Here is a 16,780-nt window from a genome sequence, read left to right as displayed (position 1 = left end):
GGCGTATCTAAAAATGAGTGTGAAGTGGTGAGGGATGTCCCTCACCACTTCACACTCATAAAAAATATAAATTATTCTTTAAATAAGATTGACTAATCGTAAGAAACGAGGCTGGTATGACTTAAACTCATTTATACGTGTAAATTTTTTAACAGAAGAAGTAGGAGAAGTATCAAAAGCGATCCGTACAATTGAGATTGGTCGCGACCGTCCAGACGAGGAAACACCAACAAAGAATCAGCAACTGGCAAACTTGAAAGAAGAACTCGGGGATGTGTTGGATAATTTATTTATTTTAGCGGATAAATACGATATCGATTTAACAGAGATTATGGAAAGTCATAAAGAAAAGTTAATGAAACGCTATAAATCATACATATAGAAAACGTTCCAAACACTGATTTAGAGACGTTTTTTATTCAATATAGTGATCGTACTTTAATTGAAGATTGCAGTATTAAATACTATTTACAACACAAAATATACTTTCGAATTAGTTCACCTTTAGATTTATCCAACAAATATCTTACGCCGTTCATAAGAAAAGAGAATCTTCACTATAGCTAAGATGGCGCATAGCTGATACATAGTTACGATTCCTTTTAACAGTTATCCCCATTGGCATAGCTTCTAGGCTAGATTCAATTGGATTCTCTTTAAAAATATCATTGAAAACTTGAACTTCATCATCATAATTAGGCCTAGTGAAATGATATTCTAGCTCAAAATCACTGACAATAACGTTCTGTAAGAGCTTTAGTTTTTCCTCATTTGTGAAACTTTGGCTATGTTTTAACTGCTCAATAAGCTCTTTCTTTTGGTCAACCTTGACTCTGTGACGTACCTGTGAGGTCACTCTACAGCTGTGACAAGCTTCACGACCACTTAAATAAAATGTAAATTTTACTTGTAGTATGAAGCCATAGCGAGCAGTCATAAACCTATATCAGTTGTACGTACCTCTCGTTATCGTATAGCTCTATTGTTAAGCTCCTATGATTCCTTAACAATTGCCCTGTTAGTTGCTCTTTGCTACTGTTAATGACTATGTCAGTTACTTGATTAAAAGACAGCTTCTAATTGGAACAAAAAGAACAAAACTTCACAAGGAATAGAAGCAGTCAAACCCTATCGTATCGCCTGTGGTAACGGTCATGCATTCTTGTTGCACTTACACACCCATCTTGAACCAATATTTGTAAATACGCTATACTATATAGAGTACTGATTATTCAGTAATTTAAGAAAAGCGTAGTAATTTAAGACTGGAACAATAAGGTGGGACAAATGATGGAAGTAAGGATAGGTCAAATAATAATTTTTCTTATATTATTGGCTATGATTTATGGAGTTTATTGTGCTATTCGATTAACTATCTCTATTGTAAAAAATATAAAGATGATATTTAAACCAATGATGCAATTCTGACATAGCCATCAAGGTTGGGCTTAAGTGTATGATTGCTTACCATATATGTAAGACCTGTTGCTACACTCACAACAATCACAAGAACACTTCCTAGAATCCCGCTGTCAGACGAATCGAGAATTGACCTTGTGCATGATTAGTCAGCTCGATTCATCTCATAGGCTCTAAGCTAGTTGTTGTGAATCAATATCGACACTCACACACTCCAAACCCTTGATATGACTAGGTTTATATTTACGGTTGCTTTTCTACTCAATTATAAAACTAACAGTTACTTTTTAAAGAAAAGAAGTTATCTAATACTAGTGATTGTGATTTTCAAGATTATCAACAAATCGCTGAATACGTTTCATTGCTTCTTGTAGTTGTTCCATAGAGGCAGCGTAGGAGCAACGAATATTTCCTTCACCGCTTTCACCGAAAACATCTCCTGGAACAACAGCAACTTTTTCAGTTAATAACAACTGCTCTGCGAATGCTTGAGAACTTAGTCCTGTTGACGCAATGGATGGAAATGCATAGAATGCTCCGCCCGGATAATGACAACTTAACCCCATATCATTAAAAGATTTAACGATAAAATTACGACGTTGGCGATAAATGTTTCTCATATCTTCTACATTGGATCTACCATGTTTTAGCCCTTCTAGCGCTGCATATTGGGCCATCGTTGGAGCACACATAATAGTGTATTGATGAATTTTTAACATGCCCTGGGATATTTCTTCAGGAGCACAAACAAACCCTAAGCGCCATCCTGTCATCGCAAATGCCTTTGAAAAACCGTTTAGTAAAATCGTTCGCTTGTGCATTCCTTGTATAGAGGCAATGCTTGTATAGTTTTCATCATAAACAAGTTCTGCGTAAATTTCATCGGAAAGTACAAGCAAATCATATTGTTCACAAAGTTCAGCAATCTTCTCTAATTCTGTTTTATTAAGCAAAGAACCAGTAGGATTATTAGGAGAACAAATCATAATCGCTTTGGTCTTTTTTGTAATAGCTGCTTCTAATTGATGCGGAAGAATTTTAAATTCATTTTCTTTTAATGCTTGCACAGTAACAGGTACGCCTCCAGCCATCGTTACGAGTGGGGCATACGAGACAAAGCAAGGCTCCACAACAATGACTTCATCACCTGGATCTAGTATTGCTCTTAAAGCGATATCAATTGCTTGGCTAGCACCCACAGTCACAATAATTTCTGATTGAGGAGCATAGGTAACCGAAAAGTATTTTTTCATATATAAAGCAATCTCTTCTCTTAGTTCAAGTAGTCCAGCATTTGCTGTATAAGAAGTATAGCCTTGTTCTAACGATGAAATTGCAGCTTCTCTGACATGCCAAGGTGTGACAAAGTCTGGTTCTCCTACGCCAAGAGAAATAACACCTTCCATTTTTGTAGCCAAGTCAAAAAAGTGGCGTATACCAGAAGGCTTTAATTGTTCTACAGCGTTTGCTAAATAAGATTTTGTTTCGATCATTATGGGACACCACGATTCTTTTATCTTTATCTTTTGTTCGTATTCTATTTCAATAATATGTAAAAATATTGCTAAGGCTAATATCTGCTTATTATTGCTCTATCCATCATTTCTCTTTACTTTAAGTGATTTTTCAATGATCAAGTCAAGTAGCTGAGGATACGGAATACCTGCTGATTGTGCACTTTTAGGTAACAGGCTGTTTTTCGTCATTCCAGGTAATGTATTAACTTCCAATACATACAGAACGCCGTTATTCATGATCATATCAATACGGGCATAAACGCTACATTTCAATGATTTATAGCAAGAAATCGCTGAAGCAACAACACGATTATATGTTTCAGGGGGGAGCTGAATCACCTCTTCAATTGTAGTCACATCATTATATTTAGAGGTGTAGTCAAAAAACTCGTTCTGATGACGAATAGAAATTATCGGCAAAATCTTGCCATCCAATATCGAACAAGTGATTTCCTCGCCCGTTACCAGCTTTTCGATGATCACTTCGGAATCCCATTTGAATACTTCCGCAATCGTAGATGTTACCGCTTCTTTGTCATACACAATTTTTACGCCTACACTTGAGCCACCTGAATTAGGTTTCACTACTACTGGGTACCCCATATTATCTAGTTCATCCATATTAAGCTCTTGAATGTTCATAAGATGAATCCAATCTGGTGTTTGCACACCTTCATACCTCATGATTTTTTTCGAAATATTCTTATCCATACATAAGCTACTGGACAGAACACTACTTCCTGTATAGGGAACTCCCATAGTTTCAAGGGCCCCTTGAACGGTGCCGTCCTCACCGTACTTGCCATGTAGCGCCAGTAACGCAACGTCAAGATTCCTTGCATTTTCCACTAAATCTTCTTTTTTCTCTATGTGTATTGGTACAATTGTATACTTATTTTTATCTAAATTAGCGATCATTTCTTCACCTGTCATAATTGAAACTTGCTTCTCGGAAGAAACCCCGCCCATAATGACGCCAACTCTCATTTTTTTAACCTCCATAATTATTTTTTAAAGTGTCTCCTATGATTTTAATTCCTTGTATAATTTCTTTCTCATTTAACCTAGAAAATCCTAACCGTAACGTATGTTGTCCACTACTGTCTGTGTAAAATACATTCCCTGTCGAAAAAACAACTCCCTTTTGGTAACACTTTTCTAAAAGCTTTTGTGAGTCAATGTTGTAATCTAGTTCTATAAAAAGGTGGAGCCCACCGTCACTGGTGATTCGCTTACATGGAATATATTGCTTACAATAATGGACAGCTAGTTCATATTTTTTCTTATAGACTGCTTTTGCTTTTTTTATATACTTCTCAAAGTAGCCATCATTTAAATATTGATATAGCACGGCTTGATCTAAAGTTGACGTATGCACCGTTCTAGCTCTTTTCATACTTTCCAAATAATAAATCAACTCTTTGTCTGCTAAAATCCAGCCAACTCGCAAGCCAGGAAAAAGAATTTTAGAGAAGCTACCAATATAAATAACATTATTGCCGTTTCCAGCAAAAGCAGCCAATGGAGCCTGATGGGATCCTGAGTAACGTAATTCTTCATTAAATCCATCTTCTATAATAGGAAGCTGATAGGCCGAAAACAGGTCCATGATTTTCTTTCTTTTTTGAGAGGATGTTACGATTCCAGTTGGATTATGATATGACGGAATGAAGTAGGCAAAATCATATTCCTGTTTAGATAAGCATTTTTCTAGCTCGCTAACATTGACACCGTCATCCTCCATTTCAATGCCATCGATCTCATAGCCATGTAATCGAAAGAGCTTGAGGGCTGCATGATGGGTTGGATTTTCACAAATAACACGGCCGTTCTTTTTATTTAAAGTGGATAAAAGAATATCCAGTCCTTCTGTGAAGCCATTGGTAATTAAAATATCTTTGTTTCGAATGTCTACTCCCTTAATCTCCATGTAGTTAAGGAGGTAGTCGATAAGCGGTTTATAGCCCTTTGCATAACCATAGTTAAGAACAATGTCTCCTTCAATGGACATACGATTTAAAAATGCCTTTTTAAAATTTTCTACATCAAATAGCTTTTCATCGGGCGCGATACTTGTAAATGAAATCATTTCCTTATTCCAACGTACTCCGTGTTTCATGAGATCTAATTTTTCAGATAAAAAGGTTTGCTCATTGATTTTTTCAGTCCAATTTAACTCGATAGTTGGAGATTGAAAGGTCTCTACATGACTTACAAAGTGTCCTTTTCCTTTTACTGCATAAATCATGCCTTCTTGCTCTAAATCTGCATAAGCCGTAAGAACGGTATTTCGACTGATAGCTAATAATGAGCTGAGTTCACGAGTGGATGGAAGCTTTTGATGTTCAAGTAAATGCCCGTTCGTCATCATTCTTATTAAATATTCCTTAAGCTGAATATACAAAGGCCTGCCTTCCGTTATCTTAAAATCCTTAAACACTGAATTCATCTCCTTATTTACATTTTTACATTTCTACACCGATTCCAAAAGGTCCACTCAACATGGATTTTTATGGTCTGGTGGTAGGGTGTGGAACTATTTATACCCCTAAATAAATGATAAACAAATTAATGAGTTGTTCACCCAATCACTCCGTTTTCAGGGCTACCTTTAAAGTGGCTGTATTATACTCGTTTCATTCCTTCTCATTGTACGGTTGAATTTTTTCTTGTCCATAGCTAGAAGCTCTATACTCCACTACACTAATTTCTCTTTCCTTCCTATCGACTATAAGTCATTGTTTCCGTCACCTATTACGCTAAAAGATTAAATTATGTATTATATCAGTTAAAATGAATTCCACAATACAGGTTTTATTAGAAACTGCTCAGCTATTCCATTACAGAGCACTTTTCCAAAGTAACGATAAAAGCCAAATTTCTCCATTTGCATGTTGAGAAACTTGGCTTTTTTATATTTAACTTATAGTACAAAATAACTCTAATTGACAATATTGACATTACCACAGTCTATTTTGTTCAGCTAAGGTCTACTAAAAATGAACATGTATAAATGATTTTGAACCTGATGTTCACCAAAAGCATATTGCTAAAGGTGAATTTATGAAACTCACTTATTCAACGTTCAAAATGAAGAACAATTCAAGCAAGTAAAAATACTGAGATTAAACGTTTATGCTACCTACCTGTAAAGAAGATGTATAAACAAAGTTCCTAAGCAAAGCCGGGAAACATTAATTTAAAAACATTCGTGACATTTTGAAGTATTTCCAAACTTTCATTTAGGAATGTTTTTAAGCTCATACCGATTTTGTTTACCCATCCAATCATTTACTTCTCGCCATTTCATTTGTTTCGCCGAAATCCAATTGCTATAATTGTCCGCATTTTCTTTAGGATGCCAATCATAGTTATCAGCCCAATAAAAATTATCTTCAATTTTTAGAATTACTGCATCTATGATTATTGAATCGTAATTTTCTGGACTCGGAATAATTCGAATACCCGTTACACCTTCAAATAGTATTTCAATAGCAGATGGATTAGCATATTGACGCTGAAATAATAGTTTTACGTTTGTATCTAATTCTCCTGGCACTTCCATAGATAAATCTTCATTTACATAAGTTCCTGTCCACATATACATTTCTCTTAAACAGCCATCATGAAAATAACCAAAACGCTCTAGTAAATACTCAATATCGGATGTATCCTTTATTTCCATCCAATTCATATGTATCCTCCTTTGAATCGTACACTATACACTTCGTACCGGTTGCTACAATACTTTCTAATGCACCTACACTAACAATAACATCCCCTTTAAAAATTCTTCCATCAGAAGTTGTTACAACTATTGTATGGTCACCAGTAGCAGCAACTGATTGAATCCATGTATTAGAACTATTTGCCATTAAATCATAAGTTTGAGTATGACCACTTTGTTGAATTTGAACTGTTACATTTATCCCTGTATTGTTTGTTACATGAAATTTATATTCCTTTGAATCTGCTGGTTGTGCCCAAGACATTTTATAGAAACCATTTCCTTTAAAAATATCTGTATCATAAATTATTGATTTTTCCCCCTCATCTTGAGAATATTCAACAATATCACTAATATTCGCAACTGGTTCAATAGTACGTTCTCTATTAAGTTCTATCACCTGAATTTCATAAGAAATATCTTCTCTTAGTAATTCCGAGCTCTTGGAAGCCAATACATCTTCTAGCTCTTTTTTGATGTTTTCGCTTGATTGTTCACTAGACTTAGGAATAGAAATTTTTAGTATCGGTTTAGGTTCCATTGAAAGGTCGTAAAGATCTACATCGTGGTAATTTTTTTCTTGTAAATAATCAGATATAATACCTGAAAGCTCCATCATAAAACGCTCTGTCTCAACTTCATGTAAACTTCTTTTAATAATTTCAATGTTGTATTGGTTCAAATCTGTTTTATTTACATTTTCCTTTAAATATTTTATCAATTGTAATTCACTTTTAGTTTCATCCATTTCAATTAAAATTTTTGAATCTGGGGTTACTTGAAAACTTAATAAACCAAATTCATCCCACGTATTATCAAGAACAAATGCAATACGATTCCATTGTTTCTCATCATTAATATCAGAAGAGTAGCTATTATTTTTGTCAATGTCTATATTAATTACTAAGACCACTACAACAATTATTATGAAAACAGAAATAAAATTTTTCACTATATTTCCCCCTTTAAATATTTTACCAAATTAATCCACAATAAGCATTTTTTAAATCTCACACATTTATTAAGTAAAATCTATCTCGAAAAATTTCAATCTGCGGTGCCCTCCATTACACTTCTATTAAATAGTGATAATTTCTCATTCTTTCTATCTTCCTCACGGTCAGGATTCACATAGGGAATGGCATTCTCTATTGTAATATCCTAATTTAAATGTATGACATTTACCAAAAATCAAAAAAATACTTTTTGAATCACAAAATAATTCAGACTCGTTATATATGTGAAGGGGGTGTTTCTGAATTTGAGAAAAATATTAGATGGTCATAATGAACATTTATTACGTATAGCTTACTACTATACTAAAAATCTACATGCTGCTGAGATGTATTATTACAAATTTTGGAACAGAGGTTCCGATTGTCCCAATCGATATTGTAATACTCGATTGAACTGCTCCGTTTGTTTAATACCAATCACCTCAAATATTGCCATTTTCAGCAATGTTAATCTTCAATAATTTGGCCCGATTGCGAAACAAGAACAATCCTGTTTCATTTGTAGGCTTTTAAAAGTTATATATTCTCTGGGCTATAATACTCCGCTTTATTTAAAGTTTACTGACGATAAGTTGTCCTGTCGTTGCATCTATACCAACAATCTGCTGTTTTGTTTCCGATTGTCTCAATCGATATTGTAATACTTCATCGTTTTTATTTTCATCATACCGTCTAGACCATTGTAAAAAGGCATCGGCCTCTTTTAAGGCAGGTATTACGTTCTCTATAGGTTGAATAGTTGCAGAATCATAGGAGTAAAGAAGTTCTAGGTCAATACTAGGAGACCTGAATATATCGATGAATCCCGTCGTTTTATTTACGCCAACGTAAAAATGTTCCCATTCTATTTGTAAGCCATGAGCTACGTGCAGCGGAAAAGTGAAAAAAGCACGGTTCGCCTCATTAAAGGATGGTTTCTTGATTTGCATTTGTAAATAAGGAACATATTGTTTAAAATATGTCGCAATAAATGTACAAGCAATATCGCGACAAGCTTCGAACGAAAGATCCAGTTCACCTGTACGCTCTTTAAACCACATGAACTCCTTTAAATTCCTAGAATGCTTATCAATCTTCGCCTTCACCGTATTCTCTATACGTTCAAGCAGGAAATTTTCAATTGATTTATCTTTCGGGGCTTTCCACTCTTTTTTTCGCCATACAATGCCGAGTGTATTTTCATCCATTTCGACTTCCCGTAGTTTTTCCATCAATTGCATTAAATGACTGGTATACAATTGGACTCTCATAAATCGGGTACAGGCCAGACTGTGCAACAGAATAATTGTCACTCACTAAATACTTCATCGATAAAGTCCATGGGGCTTTAAATACTTGTTGTAAAATCCTGTCCTTGCTGGCAAGCTGCGTAGGGATTTTTGGTGGAGATTTCGTGTAGCCATTGTACTTAAAATCAATGATTTCTCCGTACTTGGAAACGATTATTTTTGTGTAATAGCTTTCAAGAGGATAGTCTCCCACAAATTGTTTATATAAAAACTTTGTTTCATCCTCTTTTTCAATGATTGTAGACACAGTTAAATAATCTAATGCTTCAGTGTATTGCTCTGTTAAAAATTGTTCTGCAATGGCTTGCTGCTGCTGCGTTGTGACGAGTGTACCTGTTGTTGAAGGAGGTCTAGTTAAATCTAATAATTTTCCATTCGGATCAAGTGACACTTCAATTCCTTCTTCTAAATCGTCTGTCGACCATATAAATGTAGCTTGTTCATTTGTATAATCCTCTACTAATAATTGATAGTGATCAGGAATTGACACATAGTTTAACGCTAATTTCGCTAGTTGTGCCTTTAGCATATGTATCACTTCTTTCTGCTTAATTGGCTTGTTCATGCGTTGTTCTAGTTGCTTTTTTATTTGGATACGACCACGATGTAAATACATTTTGATCGTATTCATTGGCTTATCTAGGAGATAGGCAAATTCTTGTACTTTAAAATCATAAAATATAATAATATAAGTACGGTTTGATAATCTTTTCGAACTAAAGACATTGTTTCGTGGACAAATTCGTAGTTCACTGATTGTTCTTGTTCAAATAGCTGTTGCTGTATAAGCTCGGTTTCCACTACTAGTGTACGCTTTTTTTGTCGTAGAAAAGCAAAACAATAATATCTTAAACAGCCTTGTAGAGAACTATTTTGGTTCTTTTAAACCTTAACTATGACTTCTTGACTCCCCAATGTTACATTCACTATTCATCATCGGCTGGTGTAGGGGTTTGATTATCTAAATTGCCATCTTCATTGTACCAATCAGTTCTACCTTCATTCACTTGAGCATGCGCATAAGAAATATCTATGTCTGGCTCATACCAATTTAACACTTGTCCTTTTACGTGTTGAACAGCCGCATAGCAATTCTTTTTAAACGTTGTTAGTAGCTCATCCCAGTCGCGTTCTAATGACAAATCCCCTGCTGTAAAGCCTATGACACCGTTTTTTAAAATCAATGTATTCTCTCTCATTTAAACGTTCGTTAAATACCATAATGAATCATATAGCGTTGTAAACGGATTGCTTCTTTAATTTTCACGGCTAATTCATCTAACTCTTCATAGCGTTTCCATGCATCACTTTGTAACACCATATCTAAAAATAACGGAAGCGATACTGGTGGAATAATCGTGATACCGTGATACGCTAAGCCAAAGTTCGGAAGTTCTAAACGATGAAAGTACGTTGGCATCAAAGTTAAAGCTTCCATTATGTCTGAAATAATATCATCATGAAGGGAAATACAGTCATATTTTTCAGGTGTATAGCTTTCATACGCCTGATCTTGAATATCAATAATTATGCCGAACTCATGTGATAATCCCATTTGTATGCCTCCATTTTACCACCCTGTCTCCACCCAATGAATCTCTCCTGTAAACCCCTCAACATATTGAATATGTCCACCTGTTGGCGAGGTTGGGTAAGTGATTAGATAGACAAAGGACAGCTTTTTACGATTTTCTACATCATTTTCTAAATATAATTCCACATCAACAAGATGCTGTGCGATTTGGTTGGCTTCTTCAAGGGAAATCGTCGGGGGTTGCAAATTAAGAAACGTATCAAAGGCCATCGGTGTATATGAAATAGACATAATTTGATTTGTGTCGGACCGAACAGTAATTGAAATCGCTTGAAACTCAAATGAAATCCCCTCAAACTGATAGATAAAACGATAGGCCTTGTGCGTGTGATTCTGTCGCTCCAATGCAGGCACATGTTCAATCAAATAGCTGTCGTAATGCTGCCCAACTAAGCTTTTAACGACTCGACATGCTCGCATAAAACCGTCTTCGTCTAAACAAATCCGTTCATCACTCGGAATCACCCAGTATTGTTCATGTTCTAACTGTTCAAAACGTACAGGCTCTGCTCGTCCTCCCTGTAAAAAGGCTTCGAAACTCGCTAGCTCCTCCACTTCAGGCAAAGCTTCATAGGTAACGCCTTGCATAAACTCCTCATTGCTCCATAAACGTGGGGTCCCATCAGCACTCAGCCCGTACAGGTCGTGATTTTGCTTATAGCCGTATTGCCAGCCAAGTTCCGGGATGATGCCAAGCTGTAACAAAGATTGCCGCTGCAATATAGCGCGTGCTTCCTCCTTTGAAATGAGCTTGTCAGGGTATAGTATTTCGAAATCATTGTCACTCACAGTAACCGCCTTCACAAAGCCCGTATCACTTATCGTAATCGTCATCCCGCTGCTTGGCACCAAGACGTTAAATTTAGGCTCCTGCATTTTCAGACTAACCGCCCAACCACCATCCTCTTGTTCCATCGACTCCACTACCAGTTGTTCAAGTTCAAATACGTGCTGCACTTGCTTAATAATGGCTTCTAGCTCTTGCTTTGTAATTGGTGGCTGCTCATTCGTACCATAAAATACAGCTAAATATAACTGCCCATCATGCGTATTCGCTTCTGCAAGCAGTTGACCGGCTTCATCAAAATAAGAAGTTGTTTCATCCTCTATCTGCTGCGAGGCAATCGGTGCTACGACAAATGGTTCAATAAATTTACGCATCGTCATTCTCCTTTGCATCATGATTGGTAATAAAAATGGCACCTTGTCCATCATAATCGGCTAGTAAAACCTCTGCTGCTTCTGTGCAGACGATTGGATCTTCTCCTTTATATGTAATACACGGCTCGTTTGTTAAAGCGAAAAAATGATTTTGCTCGGCGACATAGAAAAATTCGTCGAAAGCCTGTTGTAACACTGCTTCATTTTCAATGTTCACCATAAAAGCCTGTAATGCCTCGCGCCTCATTCCTTTCAGTGAAAGGCTGATGATTCGTTTTTCTGAAGGCATTTGCTGAACGGGTAATGGCGCGCTTATTATGTCCTCTCTTTTAAATGGATACGCTTCAAAATAAAGCGTCATTGGAAACGACCAGCGATTTTGTGCGAAGTGCTGCATCACGACGGGTACTTCCAGTTCACTAATGACGTCATATTGGTTAAAGCTTTCGTCTAATTGGAGGAAGCGCATTTTCCTGTTATACGCTCTTAGTTTCATGTATAGCCAGCCCCTTTCCACTGTTCGTCCTGACGGCTTGTACTGAATATCAAAATCCGTTTCCGCTAAGATGTCATTGGATGTATCATAATAGCTTTCAAAGTGTAAATAAAACGGAAACACCTATAACTTTTTCGCAAACTTACGCATTCGCTCGCTCGTTTCCGCAACATAATCAGACGCCTCACCTAAAACAGCGTAGGCAACGTAGTCTTCTTTTACGTCGATTATCCATTCGTAAGACGTGTCATATTTCAATAAATTAATCACATTCCTCGTCCTCCCCACTAAACGGATAAACATATACCAATCAGTGCATCCACGCTACTTGCAAAATGGCTAAATTGTGGGGAAATCACTAATCCTGGTGTGCGACCGTTTTCCATTTCGATAACAAGCGCTATTTATGCCGTTAAATCGAACTATTGCTTTAACTGATTGATAATCTCTACCTTCGGATTAAATAAGTTATACAAAGGGTCGAGTACATCCTCTACCACTAACGTTTCAAGCTGGTCTATTTTATAAATCCAACATGTGTAAAAACGTTCAAATGGCTTGTCTGGAAGTACCTTTTCACCAACCTTCCACGTTCTTGTTGGCTGAATACCTAAACGCTCTGTGACCGCCTCTATAGGAAAATCGTATTGCCAATCAATTGTATGTATGCATATAAAGATGTTTGAGCCATGTCTGCCTCCTTACACCTCGCTATGTCTTTTCGCGAATGTTGAAGGTGAAAATACAACGTCATATTGCATTAGCTCGTTCCTTACCTGCTCCGTTAGCTTGGCCCCGCGTGCATTATGTGCTTCATCCATTGCGACACCACCTGATACAACGCCGTCCGTCTCCCAATCAATCCACGTACCGTAAGTCTCTCCCCACTGTAAAAGCTCACCCTTTAGTGCTTCTAACAAGGTAAATTCATCTACATCTAAGTTGGCACAGCATTCGTGACACCATAATGGATTCGCCCCCATATCTGCTTCTACTTTTAACGTCTTTAGTTCCTTACATAAACAAAGTGACATCTATTTTCTCTCCTTTAACCATTGCTTCGCTATTTCGTTCCTTGAATCTATCGCCAAAAATTTTCGGGCGACTTTCTCCGCTTCAGCATCTGAAACCATTTGATCTGGAACACCGTGTAAAAATATGATATTTTCTAATAGCGCCGTATCGGCATAATCGGTTAACGCTGCTGCTCTTTTCGCATGATTGTAGGCAATAAAATAGGCACGTTCCGTATGACAAAGTGGCTGTGACATTAATAGATAGGCTAAATCATGCAAGTTCGGCTTCTCATTATGTTTTAGTAAATAATAAACAAACAAATAATTCGATTCATGTAAATTATCAAACGTCGCCTCTAGCAGTATATCTTTGAATACGTGAAAATCTAATTGTTCATACCAAGCCTTTGCTTCCTCAAAATAACCCTTAATCTTTTCCGCCTTGCGCTGCATCATCCCGTCATCGTACTTCGCTGGGAATTTTGCTAAAAGTTCGAGCATGTTGATTCCTTGTGGGTACGCTCTCACATCGATATCACGCTTACGAATCATCGCGATTATACACTTCATGAAAAAATCAAACATATTAATAGAGCAATCCAGCTTTTTGTACGGCTCATAACCATCTTCGATAAACGCTTTTATATATGTATCCAGCTGTGTAAAATACTATGTCAAATCCTTATCCATAAAGCCGTAATACTCCATCCCAGCAGACATCATATACGCATGGTCGCAGCTTTGCATAACACGCTCGACCTCTTCACGTGGAAAATATTCTAACTCACGGGCTTTACTTGCTTAAGCGTTGTCGCACCGTTTAGCAAATAACTCGCTAAAAAAACTCGCCCTTTTGACGAAGTGCTTCGATAAATGTCTGACTTGCCGGAACCTTAATCGAATAGATCTCATTATAAAATGTCTTCGGAAATTCACTCGTTGCTTCCCTTAGTCGTTCTTCCATTAACCGTCGCTTTCTTATTTGCCTCTTACTTCTTTCATGTAAATCCTCCATTAGTCAAATAGCGTTAAACAGTTGCCGGGCCCTGCGACAATGAGCGTCGTTTTTCCGTCCACTCGCCCCTCTACTTGCCAACTTTCGAACTCTTCATTATCACCGAATATTTCAAGCAGTAAACCTGATTGAAAGTGTAGACGAAGATTATTCTCATCCGTGATTTGAACTGACGAAATTTTCTGATATGATAACGTACAAAGTTGCTGCAATTTGTTGGGATCCCTCTCCTTAATGGTTGTAACCCGGTCTCGCCCTGTAATCGTACACGTTCCTTCGACACATAGAAATACTTCATCATACATATTCGTATCGGTTGACAACAATAATTTAGGACCCCAAAACAATAATCCATCGACCGTTTCATGGGCGAGTAACTTCGTAAGTATTTGTTCAATTTCATACTGATTAGACATAGTAACGCCCCTTTTCAACACAAAAATTATTTACATTATATCATGTAAAGGAAGAAGATAATGGTTAACATTACACGACAATTAATGAATGCAGCTTTAAAAACATTGTCGTTCCTAATTTAAGAGAGCACGGCTTCAAAGGCTCGTTCCCGCACTTTTGTTATTGAATTTTTCTGAAGAAGATGATTGTCTAACTGGTGATTTTAATACTTATTGTATGAATATATCTGGAACCTTAAATTATGTTTCGACAGGGAAAACAACTAAGATTCTCAAAAGTCAGATGGAGTTTTTACAAATGTCCTTTTTTGATTTCTTTAAACAATATAGTTTTTTTAAACACAAAATTTACGATTATCAAGACTTATTTGAGGAATATAACAACTTTGAAGTAACGAGAAAATTATTATTAAAATTAATTGAGTAAGATTATTTCTTCTTCAACTAACTGGCGCATTTCTTTAATAAAAAGATGCGTATTTTTTATTAAAGGGCTATATTTGAATAACATTCTTTTATGAAAGTTAATTAAACAACCCTTGAGAACCTATATCTTCGAGTATGATACAATTTAAATGCCAAATAATGGGGAGGCTGTACTTGGGAATGTCAAAAGAAATTATTAACGTCATTTTACCAATGAAAACATATGATACAACTAAAATGGACTCGTGGACTAAAGAACAGTGGAAGGAATTTGTTGGTGGAGAAAAGGACCACGATGGTATACAACTGTTGTTGATAAGTGATAGCGATTTTTATCTAAAAATAACCTGTATTTACTTTAACGAAGTGACTGATGAAATGTTTTTAAATTTTGATACGCAAAATAAAATTGATAGAAATATAAATATTCAATTCGGTCAATGGCAAATTGATGACCGTATCTATAATCTATCTTCTGAAAAACATCTGTATTTAGATAAATTTTCTGGGGTTAGAAGTTTTCAAAAAAGCGTAAAGCGCTCATATTTAGAAGAGTGGGACAAGTTAATAATTGAAATAAAAATTTTAGAAGCAGAAACAAATGTAATTATTAGAGAACTTGAATTTCAAATAATTCAGCATTATACACAGATTTTTTAGTGTTGTAAACTGTCCCCAAAGAAAGGTTTGGCAAAACAAAAAATGTTCTTCAACAATCGGGCGCTTTTCTGAAATAAGGAAAGCGTCTTTCTTCATGAAAAGGGCCAAATTATTGAACAAGGGATATTTTCAAATGGTAATAAACCTTAGCCTTATATGAGATTCATGTTGCTCGGACCGGTGTTTTGCCTCCAGCTTCCTTCAGATTCCGCGTCGCCACGGACACCCTTGCTCTTGGCTAACCTCTACTTCTGTCTTCGGGGTTCGGGACTTGCACCCTATAGTTCATACGCATGCCGGGCGCACATTTAAAAGAGACCAGGTAAATGCATTTTACCTGGTCTCTTTTAATCTTCAACAAGTCGATTATTTACAGTTTTTAATTCACCGAAATTTTCTATTTTTAATTTAGGTTCAGCACCTTCTTTAGAATTAGGAACATAGTAAATTTCATGAATTAGAGAGATCATAACACCAATTTCTGTAATCGCTTTTTGGTATTTTTCTTTATCCTGTTCGGTGAATTGTTTGTTTTGATCATAATTATTTTCTAAATCCTTCATTATTTTTAATAAATTATTGGCAATAGGACTAAGTAATTCTTGCCCTACAGCTAAGTCAATAACGCCAGAGGTAACTTCGATTGAAGTCAAATTTACATTAATTTCTTTTATAGAGTCAATTGATAATTCCTTTGTCGAATGAATGGCTTCATAGTTATCCAGTAGTTTGAAAAGAGAGTTACCTACAACACTTTCTAATGTTACTTTTGCATTCTCTCCATCTGTTTTGTAGCTAAAAATAATTAATACTGTAATTATCACTAAACTAAGAGGCATAAAAATCATATAAAATTTCTTCATTTCTTTCCCCCTAAAAATATAGTTAAAAATTAATTGTTTGAATCAATTTCATAAATCGATTTTTTCAAGAGCTTAGACTGCTCCCGTGGTCGGTTTTTGGTTTTTTGAAAAATTATGCTGCTTTGTTTTGTAACTGTAAAAGTAAGTTGATACGATCGACTGCTA

The 16,780-nt window shown here is 36.0% G+C and carries 21 protein-coding genes; 3 read left to right on the top strand and 18 right to left on the bottom strand.

Annotation, left to right across the window (positions count from 1 at the left end; all coding sequences use genetic code 11):
- Positions 1-88 precede the first annotated feature (88 nt).
- Entirely contained in the window at positions 89-382 is a 294-nt protein-coding gene (locus C9J37_RS25760; protein WP_137067807.1) for a MazG nucleotide pyrophosphohydrolase domain-containing protein, read from the top strand.
- Positions 383-535: 153 nt separating this feature from the next.
- On the opposite strand, the gene C9J37_RS25755 is transcribed toward C9J37_RS25760, so the two are convergent.
- From C9J37_RS25755 to C9J37_RS25680, 17 genes are all read right to left on the bottom strand, one after another.
- The gene (locus C9J37_RS25755) at positions 536-937 is read right to left on the bottom strand and encodes a hypothetical protein (protein ID WP_107897677.1); all 402 of its coding nucleotides are present in this window, start codon (positions 935-937) and stop codon (positions 536-538) included.
- A gap of 793 nt (positions 938-1,730) precedes the next feature.
- A complete protein-coding gene (locus C9J37_RS25750; protein WP_107897676.1) occupies positions 1,731-2,912 on the bottom strand; it encodes an aminotransferase in 1,182 nt (393 codons plus the stop codon).
- 99 nt (positions 2,913-3,011) lie between these two features.
- Complete coding sequence (locus C9J37_RS25745) at positions 3,012-3,923, bottom strand: D-alanine--D-alanine ligase (RefSeq protein WP_107897675.1); 912 nt, start codon at positions 3,921-3,923, stop codon at positions 3,012-3,014.
- Between the two features lie 4 nt (positions 3,924-3,927).
- Complete coding sequence (pdxR, locus tag C9J37_RS25740) at positions 3,928-5,376, bottom strand: MocR-like pyridoxine biosynthesis transcription factor PdxR (RefSeq protein WP_107897674.1); 1,449 nt, start codon at positions 5,374-5,376, stop codon at positions 3,928-3,930.
- Between the two features lie 798 nt (positions 5,377-6,174).
- Positions 6,175-6,630: a hypothetical protein gene (locus C9J37_RS25735; RefSeq protein ID WP_107897673.1), complete on the bottom strand. Its 456-nt coding sequence runs from the start codon at positions 6,628-6,630 to the stop codon at positions 6,175-6,177.
- On the bottom strand, positions 6,593-7,615 hold the full coding sequence (locus C9J37_RS25730; RefSeq protein WP_107897672.1) for a YolC/YozM family protein: 1,023 nt from the start codon (positions 7,613-7,615) through the stop codon (positions 6,593-6,595). Before C9J37_RS25730 ends, C9J37_RS25735 begins: the two co-directional genes overlap by 38 nt.
- 615 nt (positions 7,616-8,230) lie before the next feature.
- Positions 8,231-8,866: a YcdB/YcdC domain-containing protein gene (locus C9J37_RS25725; protein ID WP_107897671.1), complete on the bottom strand. Its 636-nt coding sequence runs from the start codon at positions 8,864-8,866 to the stop codon at positions 8,231-8,233.
- Positions 8,859-9,599: a YcdB/YcdC domain-containing protein gene (locus tag C9J37_RS25720; protein WP_107897670.1), complete on the bottom strand. Its 741-nt coding sequence runs from the start codon at positions 9,597-9,599 to the stop codon at positions 8,859-8,861. The genes C9J37_RS25725 and C9J37_RS25720 overlap by 8 nt, the downstream gene beginning before the upstream one ends.
- A 295-nt stretch (positions 9,600-9,894) precedes the next feature.
- Positions 9,895-10,152, bottom strand: a complete 258-nt coding sequence (locus tag C9J37_RS25715) for a hypothetical protein (RefSeq protein WP_107897669.1) — start codon at positions 10,150-10,152, stop codon at positions 9,895-9,897.
- Between the two features lie 26 nt (positions 10,153-10,178).
- A complete protein-coding gene (locus C9J37_RS25710; protein WP_107897668.1) occupies positions 10,179-10,523 on the bottom strand; it encodes a short-chain dehydrogenase in 345 nt (114 codons plus the stop codon).
- 15 nt (positions 10,524-10,538) lie between these two features.
- Positions 10,539-11,723, bottom strand: a complete 1,185-nt coding sequence (locus C9J37_RS25705) for a hypothetical protein (RefSeq protein ID WP_107897667.1) — start codon at positions 11,721-11,723, stop codon at positions 10,539-10,541.
- On the bottom strand, positions 11,716-12,219 hold the full coding sequence (locus C9J37_RS25700; protein WP_107897666.1) for a hypothetical protein: 504 nt from the start codon (positions 12,217-12,219) through the stop codon (positions 11,716-11,718). The genes C9J37_RS25705 and C9J37_RS25700 overlap by 8 nt, the downstream gene beginning before the upstream one ends.
- A 123-nt stretch (positions 12,220-12,342) precedes the next feature.
- Complete coding sequence (locus C9J37_RS28600; RefSeq protein ID WP_167397434.1) at positions 12,343-12,489, bottom strand: hypothetical protein; 147 nt, start codon at positions 12,487-12,489, stop codon at positions 12,343-12,345.
- A 152-nt stretch (positions 12,490-12,641) separates the two neighbouring features.
- Positions 12,642-12,827, bottom strand: a complete 186-nt coding sequence (locus C9J37_RS29200; protein WP_235617244.1) for a DUF4279 domain-containing protein — start codon at positions 12,825-12,827, stop codon at positions 12,642-12,644.
- A gap of 93 nt (positions 12,828-12,920) precedes the next feature.
- Positions 12,921-13,253 carry an immunity protein CdiI family protein gene (locus tag C9J37_RS25690; protein ID WP_107897665.1) on the bottom strand — a complete coding sequence of 111 codons (333 nt, stop codon included), beginning with the start codon at positions 13,251-13,253 and terminating at the stop codon, positions 12,921-12,923.
- The gene (locus tag C9J37_RS25685) at positions 13,254-13,787 is read right to left on the bottom strand and encodes a hypothetical protein (RefSeq protein ID WP_107897664.1); all 534 of its coding nucleotides are present in this window, start codon (positions 13,785-13,787) and stop codon (positions 13,254-13,256) included. It lies immediately after the preceding gene.
- A 462-nt stretch (positions 13,788-14,249) separates the two neighbouring features.
- The gene (locus C9J37_RS25680; protein ID WP_107897663.1) at positions 14,250-14,666 is read right to left on the bottom strand and encodes a DUF6188 family protein; all 417 of its coding nucleotides are present in this window, start codon (positions 14,664-14,666) and stop codon (positions 14,250-14,252) included.
- Positions 14,667-14,823: 157 nt separating this feature from the next.
- Here C9J37_RS25680 and C9J37_RS29810 point away from each other — a divergent pair, with 157 nt between their 5' ends.
- Both C9J37_RS29810 and C9J37_RS25670 read left to right on the top strand, forming a co-directional pair.
- Positions 14,824-15,093, top strand: coding sequence for a YxiJ family protein (locus C9J37_RS29810; RefSeq protein WP_107897662.1), 270 nt, complete (start codon positions 14,824-14,826; stop codon positions 15,091-15,093).
- A 179-nt stretch (positions 15,094-15,272) separates the two neighbouring features.
- Complete coding sequence (locus C9J37_RS25670; RefSeq protein ID WP_137067800.1) at positions 15,273-15,752, top strand: hypothetical protein; 480 nt, start codon at positions 15,273-15,275, stop codon at positions 15,750-15,752.
- 347 nt (positions 15,753-16,099) lie between these two features.
- Here the strand turns inward: C9J37_RS25670 and C9J37_RS25665 are convergent, their stop codons facing one another.
- Positions 16,100-16,615, bottom strand: a complete 516-nt coding sequence (locus C9J37_RS25665) for a hypothetical protein (protein ID WP_107897660.1) — start codon at positions 16,613-16,615, stop codon at positions 16,100-16,102.
- Positions 16,616-16,780: the final 165 nt, after the last annotated feature.

Source organism: Lysinibacillus mangiferihumi, assembly GCF_003049665.1.
In the GTDB taxonomy this organism is placed as follows: domain Bacteria; phylum Bacillota; class Bacilli; order Bacillales_A; family Planococcaceae; genus Lysinibacillus; species Lysinibacillus mangiferihumi.
Note: the sequence above shows the minus strand (reverse complement) of the source record. Positions and strands in the feature narration are given on the sequence as shown.